This window comes from Halanaerobium praevalens DSM 2228, from assembly GCF_000165465.1.
GTDB classification, from domain to species: Bacteria; Bacillota; Halanaerobiia; order Halanaerobiales; family Halanaerobiaceae; genus Halanaerobium; species Halanaerobium praevalens.
This window is the reverse complement of sequence record NC_017455.1, coordinates 682,670-698,738: the sequence shown is the minus strand read 5'-3', so window position 1 is coordinate 698,738 and position 16,069 is coordinate 682,670. Positions and strand designations below refer to the sequence as shown.

13 protein-coding genes and 5 tRNA genes are annotated in these 16,069 nt (G+C 30.8%); 1 reads left to right on the top strand and 17 read right to left on the bottom strand.

Going from position 1 to position 16,069, the window contains the following annotated elements:
- The first annotated feature begins 157 nt into the window (after positions 1-157).
- Positions 158-1,939 (top strand): FAD-dependent oxidoreductase, encoded by a 1,782-nt coding sequence (locus HPRAE_RS03180; RefSeq protein ID WP_014552812.1) that lies wholly within the window; start codon positions 158-160, stop codon positions 1,937-1,939.
- A gap of 79 nt (positions 1,940-2,018) precedes the next feature.
- Here the strand turns inward: HPRAE_RS03180 and HPRAE_RS03175 are convergent, their stop codons facing one another.
- The 17 genes from HPRAE_RS03175 to HPRAE_RS03095 form a co-directional block, all read right to left on the bottom strand.
- A complete protein-coding gene (locus HPRAE_RS03175) occupies positions 2,019-2,942 on the bottom strand; it encodes a class I SAM-dependent DNA methyltransferase (protein ID WP_014552811.1) in 924 nt (307 codons plus the stop codon).
- Between the two features lie 9 nt (positions 2,943-2,951).
- On the bottom strand, positions 2,952-3,551 hold the full coding sequence (gene yihA / locus HPRAE_RS03170) for a ribosome biogenesis GTP-binding protein YihA/YsxC (RefSeq protein WP_014552810.1): 600 nt from the start codon (positions 3,549-3,551) through the stop codon (positions 2,952-2,954).
- Positions 3,541-5,889, bottom strand: a complete 2,349-nt coding sequence (lon, locus tag HPRAE_RS03165; RefSeq protein ID WP_014552809.1) for an endopeptidase La — start codon at positions 5,887-5,889, stop codon at positions 3,541-3,543. Before lon ends, yihA begins: the two co-directional genes overlap by 11 nt.
- A gap of 195 nt (positions 5,890-6,084) precedes the next feature.
- Positions 6,085-7,356 (bottom strand): ATP-dependent Clp protease ATP-binding subunit ClpX, encoded by a 1,272-nt coding sequence (gene clpX / locus HPRAE_RS03160; protein ID WP_014552808.1) that lies wholly within the window; start codon positions 7,354-7,356, stop codon positions 6,085-6,087.
- A gap of 21 nt (positions 7,357-7,377) precedes the next feature.
- Complete coding sequence (gene clpP / locus HPRAE_RS03155; protein WP_014552807.1) at positions 7,378-7,974, bottom strand: ATP-dependent Clp endopeptidase proteolytic subunit ClpP; 597 nt, start codon at positions 7,972-7,974, stop codon at positions 7,378-7,380.
- Positions 7,975-8,041: 67 nt separating this feature from the next.
- Positions 8,042-9,322 (bottom strand): trigger factor, encoded by a 1,281-nt coding sequence (tig, locus tag HPRAE_RS03150; protein ID WP_014552806.1) that lies wholly within the window; start codon positions 9,320-9,322, stop codon positions 8,042-8,044.
- Between the two features lie 113 nt (positions 9,323-9,435).
- Positions 9,436-9,521: transfer RNA gene (locus tag HPRAE_RS03145), tRNA-Leu, on the bottom strand.
- Between the two features lie 209 nt (positions 9,522-9,730).
- Positions 9,731-10,366, bottom strand: a complete 636-nt coding sequence (locus HPRAE_RS03140; RefSeq protein ID WP_014552805.1) for a TetR/AcrR family transcriptional regulator — start codon at positions 10,364-10,366, stop codon at positions 9,731-9,733.
- A gap of 190 nt (positions 10,367-10,556) precedes the next feature.
- Positions 10,557-10,633: transfer RNA gene (locus HPRAE_RS03135), tRNA-His, on the bottom strand.
- A gap of 23 nt (positions 10,634-10,656) precedes the next feature.
- Positions 10,657-10,734, bottom strand: a tRNA-Arg gene (locus HPRAE_RS03130).
- 6 nt (positions 10,735-10,740) lie between these two features.
- Positions 10,741-10,817, bottom strand: a tRNA-Gly gene (locus tag HPRAE_RS03125).
- A 33-nt stretch (positions 10,818-10,850) separates the two neighbouring features.
- A tRNA-Pro gene (locus HPRAE_RS03120) sits at positions 10,851-10,927 on the bottom strand.
- Between the two features lie 139 nt (positions 10,928-11,066).
- Positions 11,067-11,666, bottom strand: coding sequence for an XTP/dITP diphosphatase (locus HPRAE_RS03115; protein ID WP_014552804.1), 600 nt, complete (start codon positions 11,664-11,666; stop codon positions 11,067-11,069).
- A 1-nt stretch (position 11,667) separates the two neighbouring features.
- Entirely contained in the window at positions 11,668-12,387 is a 720-nt protein-coding gene (rph, locus tag HPRAE_RS03110) for a ribonuclease PH (protein ID WP_014552803.1), read from the bottom strand.
- Positions 12,388-12,406: 19 nt separating this feature from the next.
- Positions 12,407-13,240 (bottom strand): glutamate racemase, encoded by an 834-nt coding sequence (murI, locus tag HPRAE_RS03105; protein WP_014552802.1) that lies wholly within the window; start codon positions 13,238-13,240, stop codon positions 12,407-12,409.
- A 20-nt stretch (positions 13,241-13,260) separates the two neighbouring features.
- Positions 13,261-13,806 carry a GerMN domain-containing protein gene (locus tag HPRAE_RS03100; protein ID WP_014552801.1) on the bottom strand — a complete coding sequence of 182 codons (546 nt, stop codon included), beginning with the start codon at positions 13,804-13,806 and terminating at the stop codon, positions 13,261-13,263.
- Between the two features lies 1 nt (position 13,807).
- Positions 13,808-16,057, bottom strand: a complete 2,250-nt coding sequence (locus tag HPRAE_RS03095; RefSeq protein ID WP_014552800.1) for an N-acetylmuramoyl-L-alanine amidase — start codon at positions 16,055-16,057, stop codon at positions 13,808-13,810.
- Positions 16,058-16,069 lie beyond the last annotated feature (12 nt).

The following is a 16,069-nucleotide window of genomic DNA, read 5'->3' as shown; positions in this document are numbered from 1 at the left end:
AAGTGTGAAAATATTAACTTCATTGACTTATTTTTAAATATTTACAATATATATTTAGCTTTTTTTCTATTCAATTTAACTCAAACTTAATTTTAATTTAATTAAAAAAGTAAATTAATAGAAATAGCTAAACAACTATCTTAAGGGGGTAACAAAATTGAGTAATAACATCATTATTTTGGGAGCAGGTTATGGAGGAGTAGCTGCTGGGCAAACTCTACATAAAAAGTTAAAAAAATATCCTGATTCTACAATTACTCTAATTGACAAGAATCCGTATCATACTTTACTAACTGAATTACATGAGTTAGCAGGTAATAGAATTGAAGAAGATGCTATTAAAGTCAACTTAGAGAGAATTTTTTCTTCCACAAGAGTTAATTTAGTCCAAGATGAAATAAATGATATCGATTTTGAGAAACAAGTTTTAAGTTCTAGCAATCACCAATATAATTATGATTATTTAATTATGGGTACAGGTAGTAAAGCAAGTGATTGTGGAGTCAAAGGCGTCGATGAACACGCTTTTACATTATGGTCGATTGCTGACTCATTAAATATTAAAAATCATGTAAAAAAATGCATGCAAGAAGCTAGAATTACTGATGAACCTGATCAAAGAAAAGAGCTTTTATCATTTGCAGTTGCTGGTGGAGGCTTTACTGGAGTTGAAATGGTGGGTGAATTAATTGAATGGCTAACTGAGTATAGCAAAAAATATAATATTCCTTGGAATGAAATAGAAATTTATAATTTTGAAGGCCTTGATAGAATTCTTCCTTCCCTTAATGAAAAATTAGTAAAAAAAGCTATGAATTACATGAAGAAAAAGGGAGTAAATGTTAAAACAGGCGAATTTGTCAATAAAATAGAAGCAGATAAATTAATTTTAAATAATGGAGAAGAAATTAAGGCTAAAACTATTATTTGGACTTGTGGAGTGGAGGCTGCAGATTTCGCTGCTAACTCTGGCTTAGAAACTGATAAAGCAAACAGAATTAAAGTTAATAAATATCTACAAACAGAAAATTATTCCAATGTTTATGCCATTGGTGATAATGCAGCAGCACCATGGAAAAAAGATAAAATTTTACCAGCTTTAGTTGAATCAGCCCAACAAACTGGTCAATGTGCTGCTAAAAATATTGTGGCAGAAATTAAAGGTGCTGATAAAGAAGAACTTGATCCAAACTTACATGGAGTAATGGTTTCAGTGGGAAGCAGTTATGCTGTAGCTGAAGTAATGGGTTTATCTTTAACTGGTATTCCAGCTATGTTTATGAAACATTCAGTTAATATGTTTTATCGTTTTGAACTAGGTGGAATTAAAGAAACATATAGTTTAATTTCAGAATATCTGGAGGAACAAGCTTCTCAAAAAGGTTTATTAGCTCAGCTTTTCGGTTTTGTGAGTCAAAAATCTAGATCGCTTTGGTTAGTTCTTTTAAGAGTTTTTGTAGGAATAATGTGGCTTTATGAAGGCTACTCAAAAGTAAGAGATGGCTGGTTATTTAGTGGAGATTATTTAGTTTCTGGAGCTTCTGCTTCTCCCATTGGTGATTATGCAGTTGGCTGGTATGTCTGGTTAAATGAAGCAATTATCTTTAAGTTTCCACTTTTCTTCCAAATTGTAGTCACTCTAAGTATGATCGGAATTGGTCTTTCTTTAATTTCAGGCTTATTTGCCTCACTTGGTGCTTTAGGATCAGCTGCTTTTTCAGTTAACTTTTTATTAGCTGGTCAATATGCACACTGGTCTAGTGAATATCCAGGTCACTTTAGTCCATTATTTTGGTTCTTTTTCGCTTCTATTGCCTTAATTGGTTCTGGACGTTCTTTTGGCCTAGATTATTATGTTTTACCGTGGTTGAAAAAGATAATTTGGCGGAGACCTAAAAATAAAGATCAAGATTTAAAACAAGTAGTAAATAAAAAATAATTATTATTAAAAAAAGCAGGAGCCAATTAGCTCTTGCTTTTTTTATTGATCCTTATATTTATCATTCAAAGATCTTAATTTAAAATAAATATTTTAAATTAACTAAAAAATAGTCAACTCTATTTTTGGCATTAAAATATATCTTTTTTAATAAGCCTTGATTTTTCTCTAATCTAGATTGAGCTTTAGCAGCTACAAAATAAAGACGATCTGAATTGTTTTTACCCTGAGCAAAACTAAAAGCATTATAAACATCTACAGCCTGAAACCCACTATTAGCAAGCAAATCTAAAACAGTAGAAATTTTATAACCTCGCTCAGTATGAACTTCCTCAAAACAAGGCAGTGCTTTGTTATTTGGACAAATTTTTAACTTTACTTTCCATAAATTTTTGTCTTTATTAACAATATCTTGCCAAAAGCATTCATAACTTGGATCTTCAAATACTACAGATTTTTCTGCAATAGTTTTTATTCTACCGATTGAATTCAAATCAAAAATAAATAATCCGTTTTCAGTTAAAGAATTAGCTGCATTTTTAAAACAAGCTTCTAGTTCTGCTTTTTCTGTCAAATAATTCAAACTATCGAAAAAAGAAACTATTAAATCAAATTGATTTTTAAAATAAAAATCTTTCATATCTTGAACCTCAAATTGAAGAGAAAATTTCCTTTTATCTTGCTCAATTAAATATTTAAACCTATCTTTTACAGAATATTTTTTAAAAGAATTACTTTCCTGTAATTTATACTCTAGTTTTTCTTGAGCTTTAGTAATCATGGCAGAAGATAAATCTAAAGCAGTAATTTGATTTAAACTCTCTAACTCAATTAATCTTAAAGTCATATTAGAAGTTCCAGCAGCTAATTCTAATATTTTTTTTGGCTCTTGCTGATAATAAATTAAAAGATCTTGTAAATATCTATACCAATAATCATAAGGAACACTTTCCATTATTTGATCATAAATTTCAGCAAAATAAGTTGTATAACTTTGTTCCATTCTAATTACCTATTTCTCTTTAGCCGATTTTACTAAAAACTCAAGATACTTATAAACTTCTTTACTACCCTCTCCGTTTTGGGAAGAAAAGAAGGTGAAATTATCATCTTTAGTTAAATTCAATTCTTGATAGATTAACTTTTTTTGTTTAGCTCTTTTATTATTTGAAATTTTATCAACTTTAGTAGCAACAATTAAAAAATTCAAACCACTAGCTTGAAGCCAATTTACCATTAGTTTATCATCTTTAGTTGGCTTATGCCTGGAATCTATAATTTGAACTACTCCAACTAAATTTTCTCTATAATTTAAATAAGTATCAATCAACTCAGCCCAATCATCTTTCACTTTTTGAGGTACATTGGCAAATCCATAGCCTGGTAAATCAACTAAATAAAATTTGTCATCAACATTAAAATAGTTTAAACACTGAGTTCTTCCTGGTGTATTACTTGTTCTAGCTAACTTTTTTTGTTTTGTCATTCGATTAATTAATGATGATTTACCAACATTAGAACGCCCACTAAAAGCTACCTCAGGCTGCTGTAGCCTGGGGCAGTCTTCATATTTATAAACACTTTTATAAAATTCAGCCTTATTAATTTTCATTTTTTTCATCCTTTAATAGCAAAATATCAATCACTTGATCCATATGAGAAACAAAACTAACATTTAAACCACGAGTTATTTCTTTATCTATTTCTTTAAAATTATTTTCATTCTTTTTAGGTAAAATAAAGTTTTCAATTCCAGCCCGACGTCCTGCCAGAAGTTTAGTCTTTAAACCACCAATGGGTAGCACTCTACCTCTTAAAGATATTTCACCAGTCATTGCATAATCTCCTCTAATTTTTAAACCAGTTAAAGCAGATGCTAAAGCAATTGCAATAGTAATTCCAGCCGAAGGACCATCTTTGGGCACTGCTCCTTGAGGCACATGAATATGAACATCAAATTTCTTATAAAATCCATCACTTAGCTCTAGCTGTTTTTGTTTAGACCTAATATAACTTAAAGCAGCTTGAGCTGATTCTTTCATTACATCTCCTAAAGAACCAGTCAAAGTTAAACTACCCTTACCAGGTACAACTCCCACTTCAATATCTAAAATATCTCCACCTGCCTGATTATAGGCTAAACCAGTAGCAACTCCAATCCGATCTTCTAAATCACTTTCTTGGTACTCATAATCTGGTAATCCCAGATGTTTTTCTACACTATTAACTGCAACTAAAGCTCTATGATCTCTGCCTTCTACAAATTCTTTAGCAATTTTACGCGTAATAGCTGCTAATTTTCTTTCTAAATTTCTCACTCCAGCTTCCCGAGTGTACTCTCTAATTACTTTTAAAATGGCATTAGCAGAAATATTAATTTTTTCTTCATTTAGACCATGGTCTTTATATATTTTTGGTAATAAATGCTGTTCAGCAATTTTTAATTTTTCATTTTCTGTATAGCCTGGAATACCAATTAATTCCATTCTATCTAATAAGGGTGCTGGTATGGTTTTAATAGCATTAGCTGTTGTTACAAATAAAACTTGAGAAAGATCAAAAGGAACTTCAAGATAATGATCCCCAAATTCTTTATTTTGTTCTGGGTCTAAAACTTCAAGTAAAGCAGAAGCGGGATCTCCTCTAAAATCAGAGTTCATTTTATCTACTTCATCTAACAAAAATACTGGATTTTTAGAACCCGCATCTCGCATAGCATTAATAATTCTACCGGGACGAGATCCAATATAGGTCCTACGATGTCCCCTAATTTCTGCTTCATCTCTCACTCCACCTAAAGAGAGACGAACAAAATCTCGATCTAAAGCTCTAGCAATTGAACGTCCCAAAGATGTTTTTCCCACTCCAGGTGCTCCAACTAAACATAAAATAGGGCTTTTCTTTTTAGGAGCCATTTTCCTAACTGCGAGATATTCTAAAATTCTTTCTTTAACATCTTTTAAGCCATAATGATCTGACTCTAAAATAGATTCAGATTTTTGCAGATTGATTTCTTCTTCTTTTTCTTCATTCCAAGGTAAATCTAGAATACAATCTAAATAATTTCTGACAACAGTAGCTTCTGCAGACATAGAAGAAGTTTTATCTAATTTTTTTATTTCTTCTTCAATTTTCTCCTCAACTTTTTCTGGTAATTCAAGTTCTTCCAATTTCTGATAATAAGCTTCAATTTCATCATTAGAATCTTGATCTTGATCAAGCTCGTCTTTAATTATTTTCATTTTTTCTCTCAAATAATATTCTTTTTGATTTTTTTCTACTTTATTTTTAACTCTTTTATTTATATCCTGTTCTATTTTTAAAACTTCTATTTCAGATTGTAATAAGCTCAATAATTTTTCCAAACGCTCAACAATATCAGTGATTTCTAATATTTTTTGTAAATCCTGATATTTCAATTCTGTGTGAGAAGCAATAACATCTGCTAACTGACCTGGTTCTTCAATATTACTAGCTGCCATTATCGTTTCACCAGGTAAATCATTATGATATTTTATATAATTTTCAAATTCTTTAATAACAGTTCTCATTAGAGCCTTAATCTCAGTTGAAACTTCAATTTCAGCTTCAAGTTGAGTCTTAACTTCTACTCGAAAATATTCTTCAGTCTTTAAATAATTACTCAGCTCAGCTCTTTCTAAACCTTCAATTACTACTTTAATCATTCCATTTGGAAGTTTTACTAACTGCTTTATTTGAGCAATTGTTCCAAATTCGTAAATATCACTGATTTCAGGTTCTTCAATTGCTTCATCTTTTTGAGCTACAATAATTATTTTCTTTTCTTCCATCATAGCCTCTTCTAAAGCAACTTTAGATTTCTCTCTACCAACTAAAAGTGGGATTACCATATGCGGAAAAATAATAGCTCCTCTTGATGCCATTAAAGGTAATTCCATTTTTGCTTGAACTTCATTTTCTGTACTCATTAATTTTCACCTCTATCAATTATTTAATAATCTACCTTAGTATTATACTTCAATATTTATCAATTTTTACCTTTAAATTAAGCTCAAAAAACGAAAGAGATAATACCACTCACTCTTAGGGGAGTAATATTATCTCTAAATAGGCTCACAGCTTAATTTATAATACATCATATTTATTATTTAAAATTTTAGCTGTTAAGCACTTTCTTCTTCTTCTAGACTTTGCTCTTCAACTTCTAAAATTGGATCTGCATTTTCATTTATAACTTGTTCATTAATAATACATTTTTTAATTTCTGGCCGTGAAGGAAGATCATACATGATATCTAAAACAGCATTTTCCACAACTGATCTTAAACCTCGAGCACCAGTATTTCGATCTAAAGCTTTAGCAGCAATTGATTTTAGAGCTTCATCTGTAAATTCTAGCTCTATTTCATCCATTGCAAAAAACTTTTCATACTGTTTGATTAAAGCATTACGTGGTTCTTTCATAATTCGAACCATATCTTCTGCTTCAAGTTGGTCTAAAGTTACCTGAACTGGCATTCTCCCTATAAATTCAGGAATTAAACCATAGTGTAATAAATCTTGAGGTTGAATATGCTTTAAAGTATCTCCAATATTTTCATCTTCTGCTTGAGTTTTAATGTCAGCACCAAAACCCATAACTTTTTCACTGATTCTGGAGTCAATTAATTTTTCTAAACCATCAAAAGCTCCACCAGCAATAAATAAAATATTAGTAGTATCTATCTGAATAAACTCTTGGTGAGGATGCTTTCTGCCACCTTGAGGTGGAACACTTGCTACAGTACCTTCTATAATCTTAAGTAAAGCCTGCTGTACTCCCTCACCTGATACATCTCTAGTTATTGATGTGTTTTCTGATTTACGAGCAATTTTATCAATTTCATCTACATAAATAATTCCTTTTTCTGCTTTTTCAACATCATAATCAGCAGCCTGAATTAATTTAAGTAGAATATTTTCTACATCTTCCCCTACATAACCAGCTTCAGTTAAAGAAGTTGCATCTGTTATAGCAATGGGAACATCTATAATTTTAGCTAAGGTTTGAGCCATTAAAGTTTTACCACAACCTGTAGGCCCAATCATCATAATATTACTTTTTTGTAATTCTACATCATCAATCATCAAATTAGAATTCACTCTTTTATAATGATTATAAACAGCCACAGATAAAGACTTCTTAGCTCTCTCCTGCCCAATAACATATTGATCCAAATATTCTTTTATTTCTTTAGGTTTTGGAATATTTTCAAATTCCAATTCCATTTCTTCATCTAATTCTTCTTCTACAATTTCATTACAGAGTTCTATACATTCATCACAAATATACACTCCGGGACCAGCAACTAATTTTTTAACTTGATCCTGGCTTTTACCACAAAAGGAACATTTTAATTCCCCATCTTCATGATCGTGATCGCCAAATTTAAACATTATATCACCTCTTGGGCTAAATTACTTTTCATTTAATTCATTACGTGTAATTACTTCATCAATTAATCCATAATCAACTGCTTCTTTTGCAGTCATAAAATAATCTTTCTCTACATCTTGAGCAATTTTCTCAGCAGTCTGACCTGTATGTTGACTAAGAATTTCATTCAGCAATTCTCGAATTCTCATCAGTTCTTTAATATGGATTTCTGCTTCAGTTGCTTTACCCTGAGCACCACCTGCTGGCTGATGAATCATAACTCTTGCATAAGGAAGGGCATAACGTTTACCTTCAGCTCCAGCAGCAAGTAATAGTGCTCCAGCACTTGCAGCTTGACCCATCCCAATTGTTACTACATCAGGCTTTATATATTGCATTGTATCATACATTGCCAGAGCAGCAGTCACTGAGCCACCTGGACTATTAATATATAAATAAATATCTTTATCTGGATTATCTGCTTCTAAAAAAAGCAGTTGAGCAATAACAGTATTTGCAACTTGATCTGTTACTTGTGAACCTAAAAATACTATTCTATCTTTTAAGAGGCGCGAATAAATATCATAGGATCTTTCTCCTCGATTAGTCTGTTCAACTACCATTGGAATTAAACTCATATTTAAAACCTCCTGATATTAAATTTGTGCCCGATATAAATTAAAATTCATATCAGGCACTTAAAAATTAATTATTTTCAATTAAAAAATCAATAGCTTTTTGCCTTTTAATATCTTCTTTCAACTGGCTAAGCTGTCCTTGCATCTGCAAAATAGCCTTGATTTGCTCAGGTTCTTGATCATGCATTTCTGCAATCTGATTTACTTCTTCATCAAGTTCTTCATCTGTCACTTCAATTTCTTCTACTTCAGCAATAGCTTCTAAAACAAGCAGCTCTTTTGCTCTTTCAGCAGCAGTATCTCTATTTTGTTCTCTCCAACCAGCTTCATCCATTCCCATATAGCTAAGATAATCTTCAGCATTCATTCCCTGCTGAGAAATAGATTGTGATAGTCTTTGGAACATTTGATCTAACTGTTCATCAATTAAAGTATCAGTCATCTTAACTTCTGCGTTTTCACTCGCTTTTTTAATTAGTTCTTCTCTAAAGTTGTTTTCAACTGATTCTTCTTTTTGAGCAGCTAATTCTTCTTCAATACTTACTTTCAAATCAGCAATTGTATCATAATCACTTGCTTCAGCAGCAAAGTCATCATTTAACTCAGGCTTTTCTTTTACTTTAATTTCTTTTAGGAGTACATCAAAAGAAGCCTCTGCCCCAGCAAGTTCATCTGCATGATAATCTTCAGGGAAATTAACTTCTACAGTTTTTTCTTCCCCAACTTTCATTCCAATTAATTGTTCTTCAAAACCTGGAATAAAGTTACCAGATCCAATCTCTAAACTATATTCTTCAGCAGAACCACCTGGGAACTCTTCACCATCTACATAACCAGTAAAGTCAATAATTGCATAATCGCCTTCTTCTAGTTCTTCCCTTTCGGCAGTAGCCAGCTGACTATGTTTATCTTGCATTTGTTCTAAACGCTGACTAATTTCTTCTGCTTTAACTGCAGCATCTTCTTTTTCAATTCCAAGATCTTTATATGCTCCTAATTCTACTTCTGGTTTAACTTCTACTATAGCTGTAAAATTAGCAGACTCTCCTTTAGCAATATAAAAATCTTCAATATCAGGTTGAGCTATAGGCTCAATATCAGCTTCTTCTACTGCCTGACTATAACCTTGAGGAATTAGAATATCAAGTGCATCTTTATGCAGAACTTCTTCTCCAAATCTTTTTTCAATCAATTTGCGAGGAGCTTTCCCTTTTCTAAATCCAGGAATCTCTACATCTTTAACCACCTGACGATATGCTTGCTCTAAAGCTTCATCTACTTTTTTACTTTCTATTTCAACTTCTAATTTAACTTTATTATCTTCTAAAACTTCTTTTTTAACTTCCATTAATATTCCTCCTAACTAATATTTAAATAAAACTTTTAAAAAAACTCTCTATATGTTAATAATCCCCGATCTGGCACCGGGCCAATATCGGGGTCAATGACAGAATTATTAAATGGTGCGAAAGGTGGGACTCGAACCCACACGGGGATTGCCCACTAGATCCTAAATCTAGCGCGTCTGCCAATTCCGCCACTTTCGCATAGTAAATAATGCTGTAAGTGAAAACATTTTTTCTTTTTCACAAAAGCAAGTATTATAGTAACATAACTTTTTTGACTTGTCAAGGAATTATTAGAAAAAATAATTATTTTTTTAACCTTGGCAAAAGCTTGCTTAAAATTTCCATCTTTCTTATTATATAATAAATCTGACAAAATATCCAGTCAATTTTAAAATTAATTTATTTTTTTACTGTTTTTCAGGTTTCATTAAAGATAAATCAACTTTTCTATTTTTAACTTGCAAGGCTCTATTAAGTAATTCCTCTACTGCAGAAAACTTATCTATATACATTTCTTCAGTAGTAAGCTCAGCATAATTTCTATGCAAAAAGCTATCAATGCCCATAAAAAGAATTTCAGTTACTTCTTCCGGGTATTCAGTTTCAAATTCACCTCGAGCTACACCTTCTTTTACTATAGCAGTAAAAATCGGCATAAACTTATTCCAAAACTCTTTATTTCTTTCTTTCATGAATTTTGCATTTTCATCAATTTTAAAAAATTCATAAACTTTAAAATTACCTCTTCTACTGAAAATTAAACGCAAAATTATTTTCTCTACTTTCTCTAAAGAAGACATATTTTTATTTTCTAAAACATGTCTTGCTTTTTTTTCAGTTTTTTTATATCTTTTTTCTAATAAAGAAGAAATTATATCTTCTTTAGTATCAAAATAATAATAAAAAGTTCCTTTAGCTACTCCAGCTTGAGCAGCAATATCTTTAACAGTAGTTTTTTCAAATCCATCTTTAATAAATAACTTTTCAGCTTCATTTAAGATAGTATTACGCCTTTTTAATGATTTTTTTGTTTTCTTAGTCACTCTTATTAACCTCCATTTATTTTTGACTTTTAGTCATTGAAGAGTGCATATATTATAGCACAAGTTAAGACTAAGTTAAAGTAAGAATGGTGATTAAGTTATTCTCTATTTTAATTATAACTTTTTTTAAAGTTATTAGTCAAGAAAATTAAAACAGACATAAAAAAAGACACCAAATTGGTGTTTTAAATGGGGTGGATGATGGGGCTTGAACCCACGGCCTCAGGAGCCACAATCCTGCGCTCTAGCCAACTGAGCTACATCCACCATATTTGGTTTTTGGTTTAAAATGGCGCGCCCGACAGGATTCGAACCTGTGGCCTACGGATTAGAAGTCCGTTGCTCTATCCGGACTGAGCTACGGGCGCATAAAATGGAGCGGGAAACGAGACTCGAACTCGCGACCCTCAGCTTGGAAGGCTGATGCTCTAGCCAACTGAGCTACTCCCGCTCAAAAATTGTTTATAATTTGAATTAAATAAAATGGTCGGAGCGAAAGGATTTGAACCTTCGACCCCCTGCTCCCAAAGCAGGTGCGCTACCAAGCTGCGCCACGCTCCGACGTTATTTGAACCGCAAAAAATAATTTCTTTTTTCGCGACGACAATTAATAGTATATAGTAAATACCGCTTTCGGTCAAAAAAGAAAACGGCATTTACAGCTTTTAAGGTTAAATTAAATCATTAATACTTTTTTTTGCTAGTTATATCTCTTTTTTAGTTCATTTTTCATTTTTATTAATGCAAGGCCTCGATGACTAATTTTATTCTTTTTTGATTGGCTTAATTGCGCCATTGTTTTATCAAATTCAGGTAAATAAAAAATAGGATCATAACCAAAACCATTTTGACCAGCAGGCTTATTAGCTATCCTACCTTCACATTTACCTTCAACAGTTATTTCTAAATCATTAATAGGATCCACAAGAGCTAAAACTGAAATAAAAGCAGCTTTTCTAGCTTCTACTGGCTGACCTTCTAATAATTTTAATACTTTTAAATACTTTTGTTGATCATTCAAATCTGCTCCCCCAAAACGAGCAGAATAAATTCCTGGAGCACCATCTAAAAAATCAACTGAAAGCCCTGAGTCATCTGCAAGTACAATCTGATTCAACTCTGAAGCTCTTTGTCGGGCTTTTTTTAAAGCATTTTCTTTATATGTTTTTCCATCTTCTATTACTTCAGCTAAGTCTAAATCAGGATTTAAACCTTCAAATTTGAAATTAAGATCTGAAAAAAAAGATTTAATTTCTTCTATTTTATGCTGGTTACCGCTTCCAATTACTATTTTCTCCATCTTATTCACCACCTAAAACTAACTTTTGTTCTTCAATTAAACCTAAAATTCCTTTTTCAGCTAATTCATACATTTGATCAAGTTCTTCTCTACTAAAAGGATTTTCTTCAGCAGTACCTTGGATTTCAATAATTTTACCAGCTTCAGTCATTACTATATTCATATCTACTTGAGCTTGAGAATCTTCTTCATAACATAAATCAAGCAAAGCCTCTCCTTTAACCAAACCAACACTAGTTGCTGCCATATAGCCTTTTAAAGGATTTTCTTCTATTTTTCCTTCTGCTAATAGAAAATTAATCCCATCTACTAAAGCAACAAAAGCACCTGTTATAGCAGCTGTTCTTGTACCTCCGTCAGCCTGCAGTACATCACAGTCTACCCAAATTGTTCTTTCTCCAATTTTTTCTAAATCAATAATTGCTCTTAAACTTCTTCCAATTAACCTTTGAATTTCTTGAGTTCTACCACTTAATTTCCTTTTAGCAGCTTCTCTAATATTTCGAGATTGAGTTGCCCGAGGTAAAAGTGAGTACTCTGCAGTGAGCCAGCCTTTATTTTGACCTCTTAGAAAGTAAGGAACACTATCTTCTATTGAAACATTACATAAAACCATGGTGTCACCTGTTTCTATTAAAACAGAGCCTTCCGCATATTTTGTATAATTTCTTGTTATTTCAATTTCTCTCAGTTGATTATATTCTCTTCCATCTGTACGCATTATTTAAATTCCCCCTAATTTATTGTTTAATAAATATATTTTCTTCTTTAAAGTCTAAAGCTTCCAAATCTAAAAAAGAACTTCCATTCTGCAAAAATTTAGTTGATATTTTTTGTTTTTTACTAACTAATAATTGATGCTGAGTAAAATTATCATTTTGACTATTAAGTAAATTAAGATTGCTAAGGGTATTTTGTAGTTCTGCTACAAGTTCAGAAGCTGGATTAACTAATTTAACTTTTGCTCCCATCAAATCTGCTATAATTGGAGTTAAATAGGGAAAGTGAGTACAAGCTAAAATTAAAGTATCTACTCCATAATTTTTTAAAGGCTTTAAATAAAAATCAGCTATCTTTCTAACTTCTGGGCCCTTAAAAATACCTGCTTCAACCAGAGTCACAAATTCAGGACAAATTCTTGTATATACTTCAATTTCTGTATTTCTACTTAAAATAGCTTGCTGATAAACCTGACTTTTAATAGTTCCTTCTGTTCCTATCACAGCAATTTTTTTCTTTTTAGTCAAAGTAACCGCTTTAAAAGCAGCTCTTTTTATCATCCCAAAAATGGGAACCTCAAATTTATCTTTAACATAATCTAAAGCCGCAGAAGTAGCTGTATTACAGGCAATAATTATAGCTTTAACTTTTTTTTCCTCAATTAAATAATTTATTATTTTTTCTACATAAGTCCGAACTACACTTAAGCTTTTAGGACCATAAGGTAAATGCAGAGTATCTCCAAAATAAACAATATTTTCTCTAGGCAAAAATTTGAAAATTTCAAATGCAACTGTCAATCCACCTACTCCCGAATCTAATAAGCCTATAGCTTTCTTTGAATTCTCCACCATACCAACTCCTATTTCTAAAACTAACTACCCTTAGTTAGTTTTTGATTGTACATTAAGGCTTGACTTAAGTCAAGGTGCCCAACAAGAGTCTCTACTGCTTGTCCTTCTAATAAAATTTTAACATATTCAATCTCATCTAACTGAGTATAAGTATTAACTATTGAATAAACTGTTAAAAGTTCACCTGTACTTCCACCCCAATGATTATTTTTTAAAGCTAAATTAAAGTTTAAGGTTATTGTTTTATTTTTTAAATTATAATCTAATAGTTCTGTTTCTTTTGGAATAGTTTTTTTTAGTTCTTTGTTTTTTGGTCCTGTTTTCAATTCTCTAAATAATTTAAGGTAATAATCTTCCACTTCAGGCTCAATTGCTCTTTTTTCAACTACTAAATAATTAGCATCATTTGTAGAAAAATAAAGAACTAATTTGTTTTCACTAATAAAATAATTAGTATAAACTAAAAAGATAAGATAAATTACTGCTCCTAATAAAACTGTGATCCTTAATATTAAAAGCAGTTTCCTTTTTTGATCAACTTTTAGTTTCTTTTTTTCAGCAGTCATTTTAATTACCTCCATTTTCTGCTAAATAATCAAGTATTCCTTCAACTATTAAAGTAGCAGCTTTCTGCTGAAAGTCTTTATTTTTTAATAATCTTGCTTCATGATAGTTACTTAAAAAGGCTACCTCTATTAAAGCAGAAGGCATTTTAGTATATTTTATAACATAAAAATTGCTTTCTTTAATCCCTCGATCAACAATACCAAGACTTCTACCTAATTTATCCTGTATTTTTTCAGCCAAAAATCGATTTTTATTATTAGCCTTATTATAATAAGTCTCAATACCACCACTTTGAGGATTATTAAAAGAATTTGCATGAATACTAACAAATAAATCTGCCTTTTTATTATTAGCAAAATTAACTCTTTGCTGTAAAGAACGAAATTCATCAGATTCTCTAGTTAATAATACTCGTTGTTTTTGTTTAAGCAATAAATATCTAACTTTTTTAGCTATTGCTAGATTTGGAGTTTTTTCTTCTAAATCATTAGGGCCAATAGCTCCTGGATCAAAACCACCATGTCCTGCATCAATAACTATTAAATTAGAATCAATTTTCTTTTCTGCCTTAACTTTTTGATTTAAATAATCTTTCGCTAAAGCAATTTTAATTCCATGACCATTTTGATAATTAGTCACTTGGTGACTATAATAGTCATTTAATTCAAAAACTAATCTAGTTACTTCTTTATCTTCTAATTGATAAGTACTACTCCTAATCTCTTTAATTAAAGATGTTTTTTTAATTGCTTTAAATTGCTCTAAATTATTTCGAGTATTTTTAAAATCAACAACTATCCGATCAGGATAATTAAATTTTTTAACTTCATAATCAGCTTTAGAATCCATTAAAATATCTAAATATTGATAATCTCCTTGAGCTTTAGTTTTAATTTTAGCAAATTTATTTTTTAAATTAAGCTGATAATAATAAAGATCTTCTTTATGTTCTTCAACTAAATCATATTCGGTTAGTTCATTTAAATCAGCTACTATCCTAACTGTTTGATCATCAAAACGAGCAGTTCTAATGCTCTTGATTTGAGAATTTTTCACGCTAAGCTCATCTCTAATTCCACTCCCACGGTTAACATGATAAAGATTCATTACTAATCTGGGGGGAGATTTCAGTAAAAATATTTCAGGATTTAAAGCTGAAGAAGAACTAAAACTAAAACTACCATCTTTATATTTTAAATCTTTGATTTCTGATCTCTGCCCAGCTTTAAATGCTAATAATTTATTATTCGTTCTTTTAAGAGGTTTAAATATATCTCCATTTTTCAGTTTAGCTTCTATTCTAAGTACAACAGGATCTAAACTATGTTGACTAACTTTAATATTTTCAATCAATTTATTTTCTTTCAAATCTAAATTAAAGTTACCAATAACAATCGATGGAATATCAATTATCATTTTTTTCTCTTCTGATAAATATTCAGTTTTAGGTGTTGGTATTTCTCCTGTTGCTTCTATTTGTAAAATATTATTATTAGCTATTTGAATATTTTTCAGTTGTGGCAAAAAACTTAAAACTAAAGAATCTTGATATTCATAAACTCCACCATCAATTTGAAAAGGAATTGGAGTCCTACTTTTAATAACTAATCTAAGTAAAGCTCTATCTGGAACATTGACCACTTTTAGGTAATAATTATTGTTCGAAATATTATCACTAAATTCTTGATCAATTTCAGCCTTATCAATTTCTATAGTTATTTTTCTGCCGTCTTCACTATGTAAAACTCGATAAGGACTAATCTCATCCATTTTAATTTGCAGCTGATTTCCATCTTCTTGCCAAGATACATCACTAATTGTGGTTTCAGGTTGAAAAATATATAGTTCCTCTTTATTTCTTTGATATTCTAATAAATAACCAAAAGCTTCTATAGATTTAGCTAATGGAATATAAGCTTGATCATCAATTAATTGCAGGCCAGCCTTTGTTCTTAAAGCATCAGTACCAATCTGAATATAAGGATTATTTTGCATAATTTTAATACTAGTAGATTGAGATTCCATTTTTAAAGACTTAATAGCTGCTCTCCAGGTCAAATCAGCATCTAATAAATTTGCTAAATCACGGGCCCTAATTAAAAGTTCTCCTTTATGACTAGCTAATTTTACCTGCTCAGTAATATCTTCTCCATTAAAAAAAACTTTATTTTGAGCAGCAGCTCCTTGACTAAAGATAATTAGAAAACTAACAAATAAAACTAATAGAATATATTTTTTAAAATTCGACAATAAAATTACCCC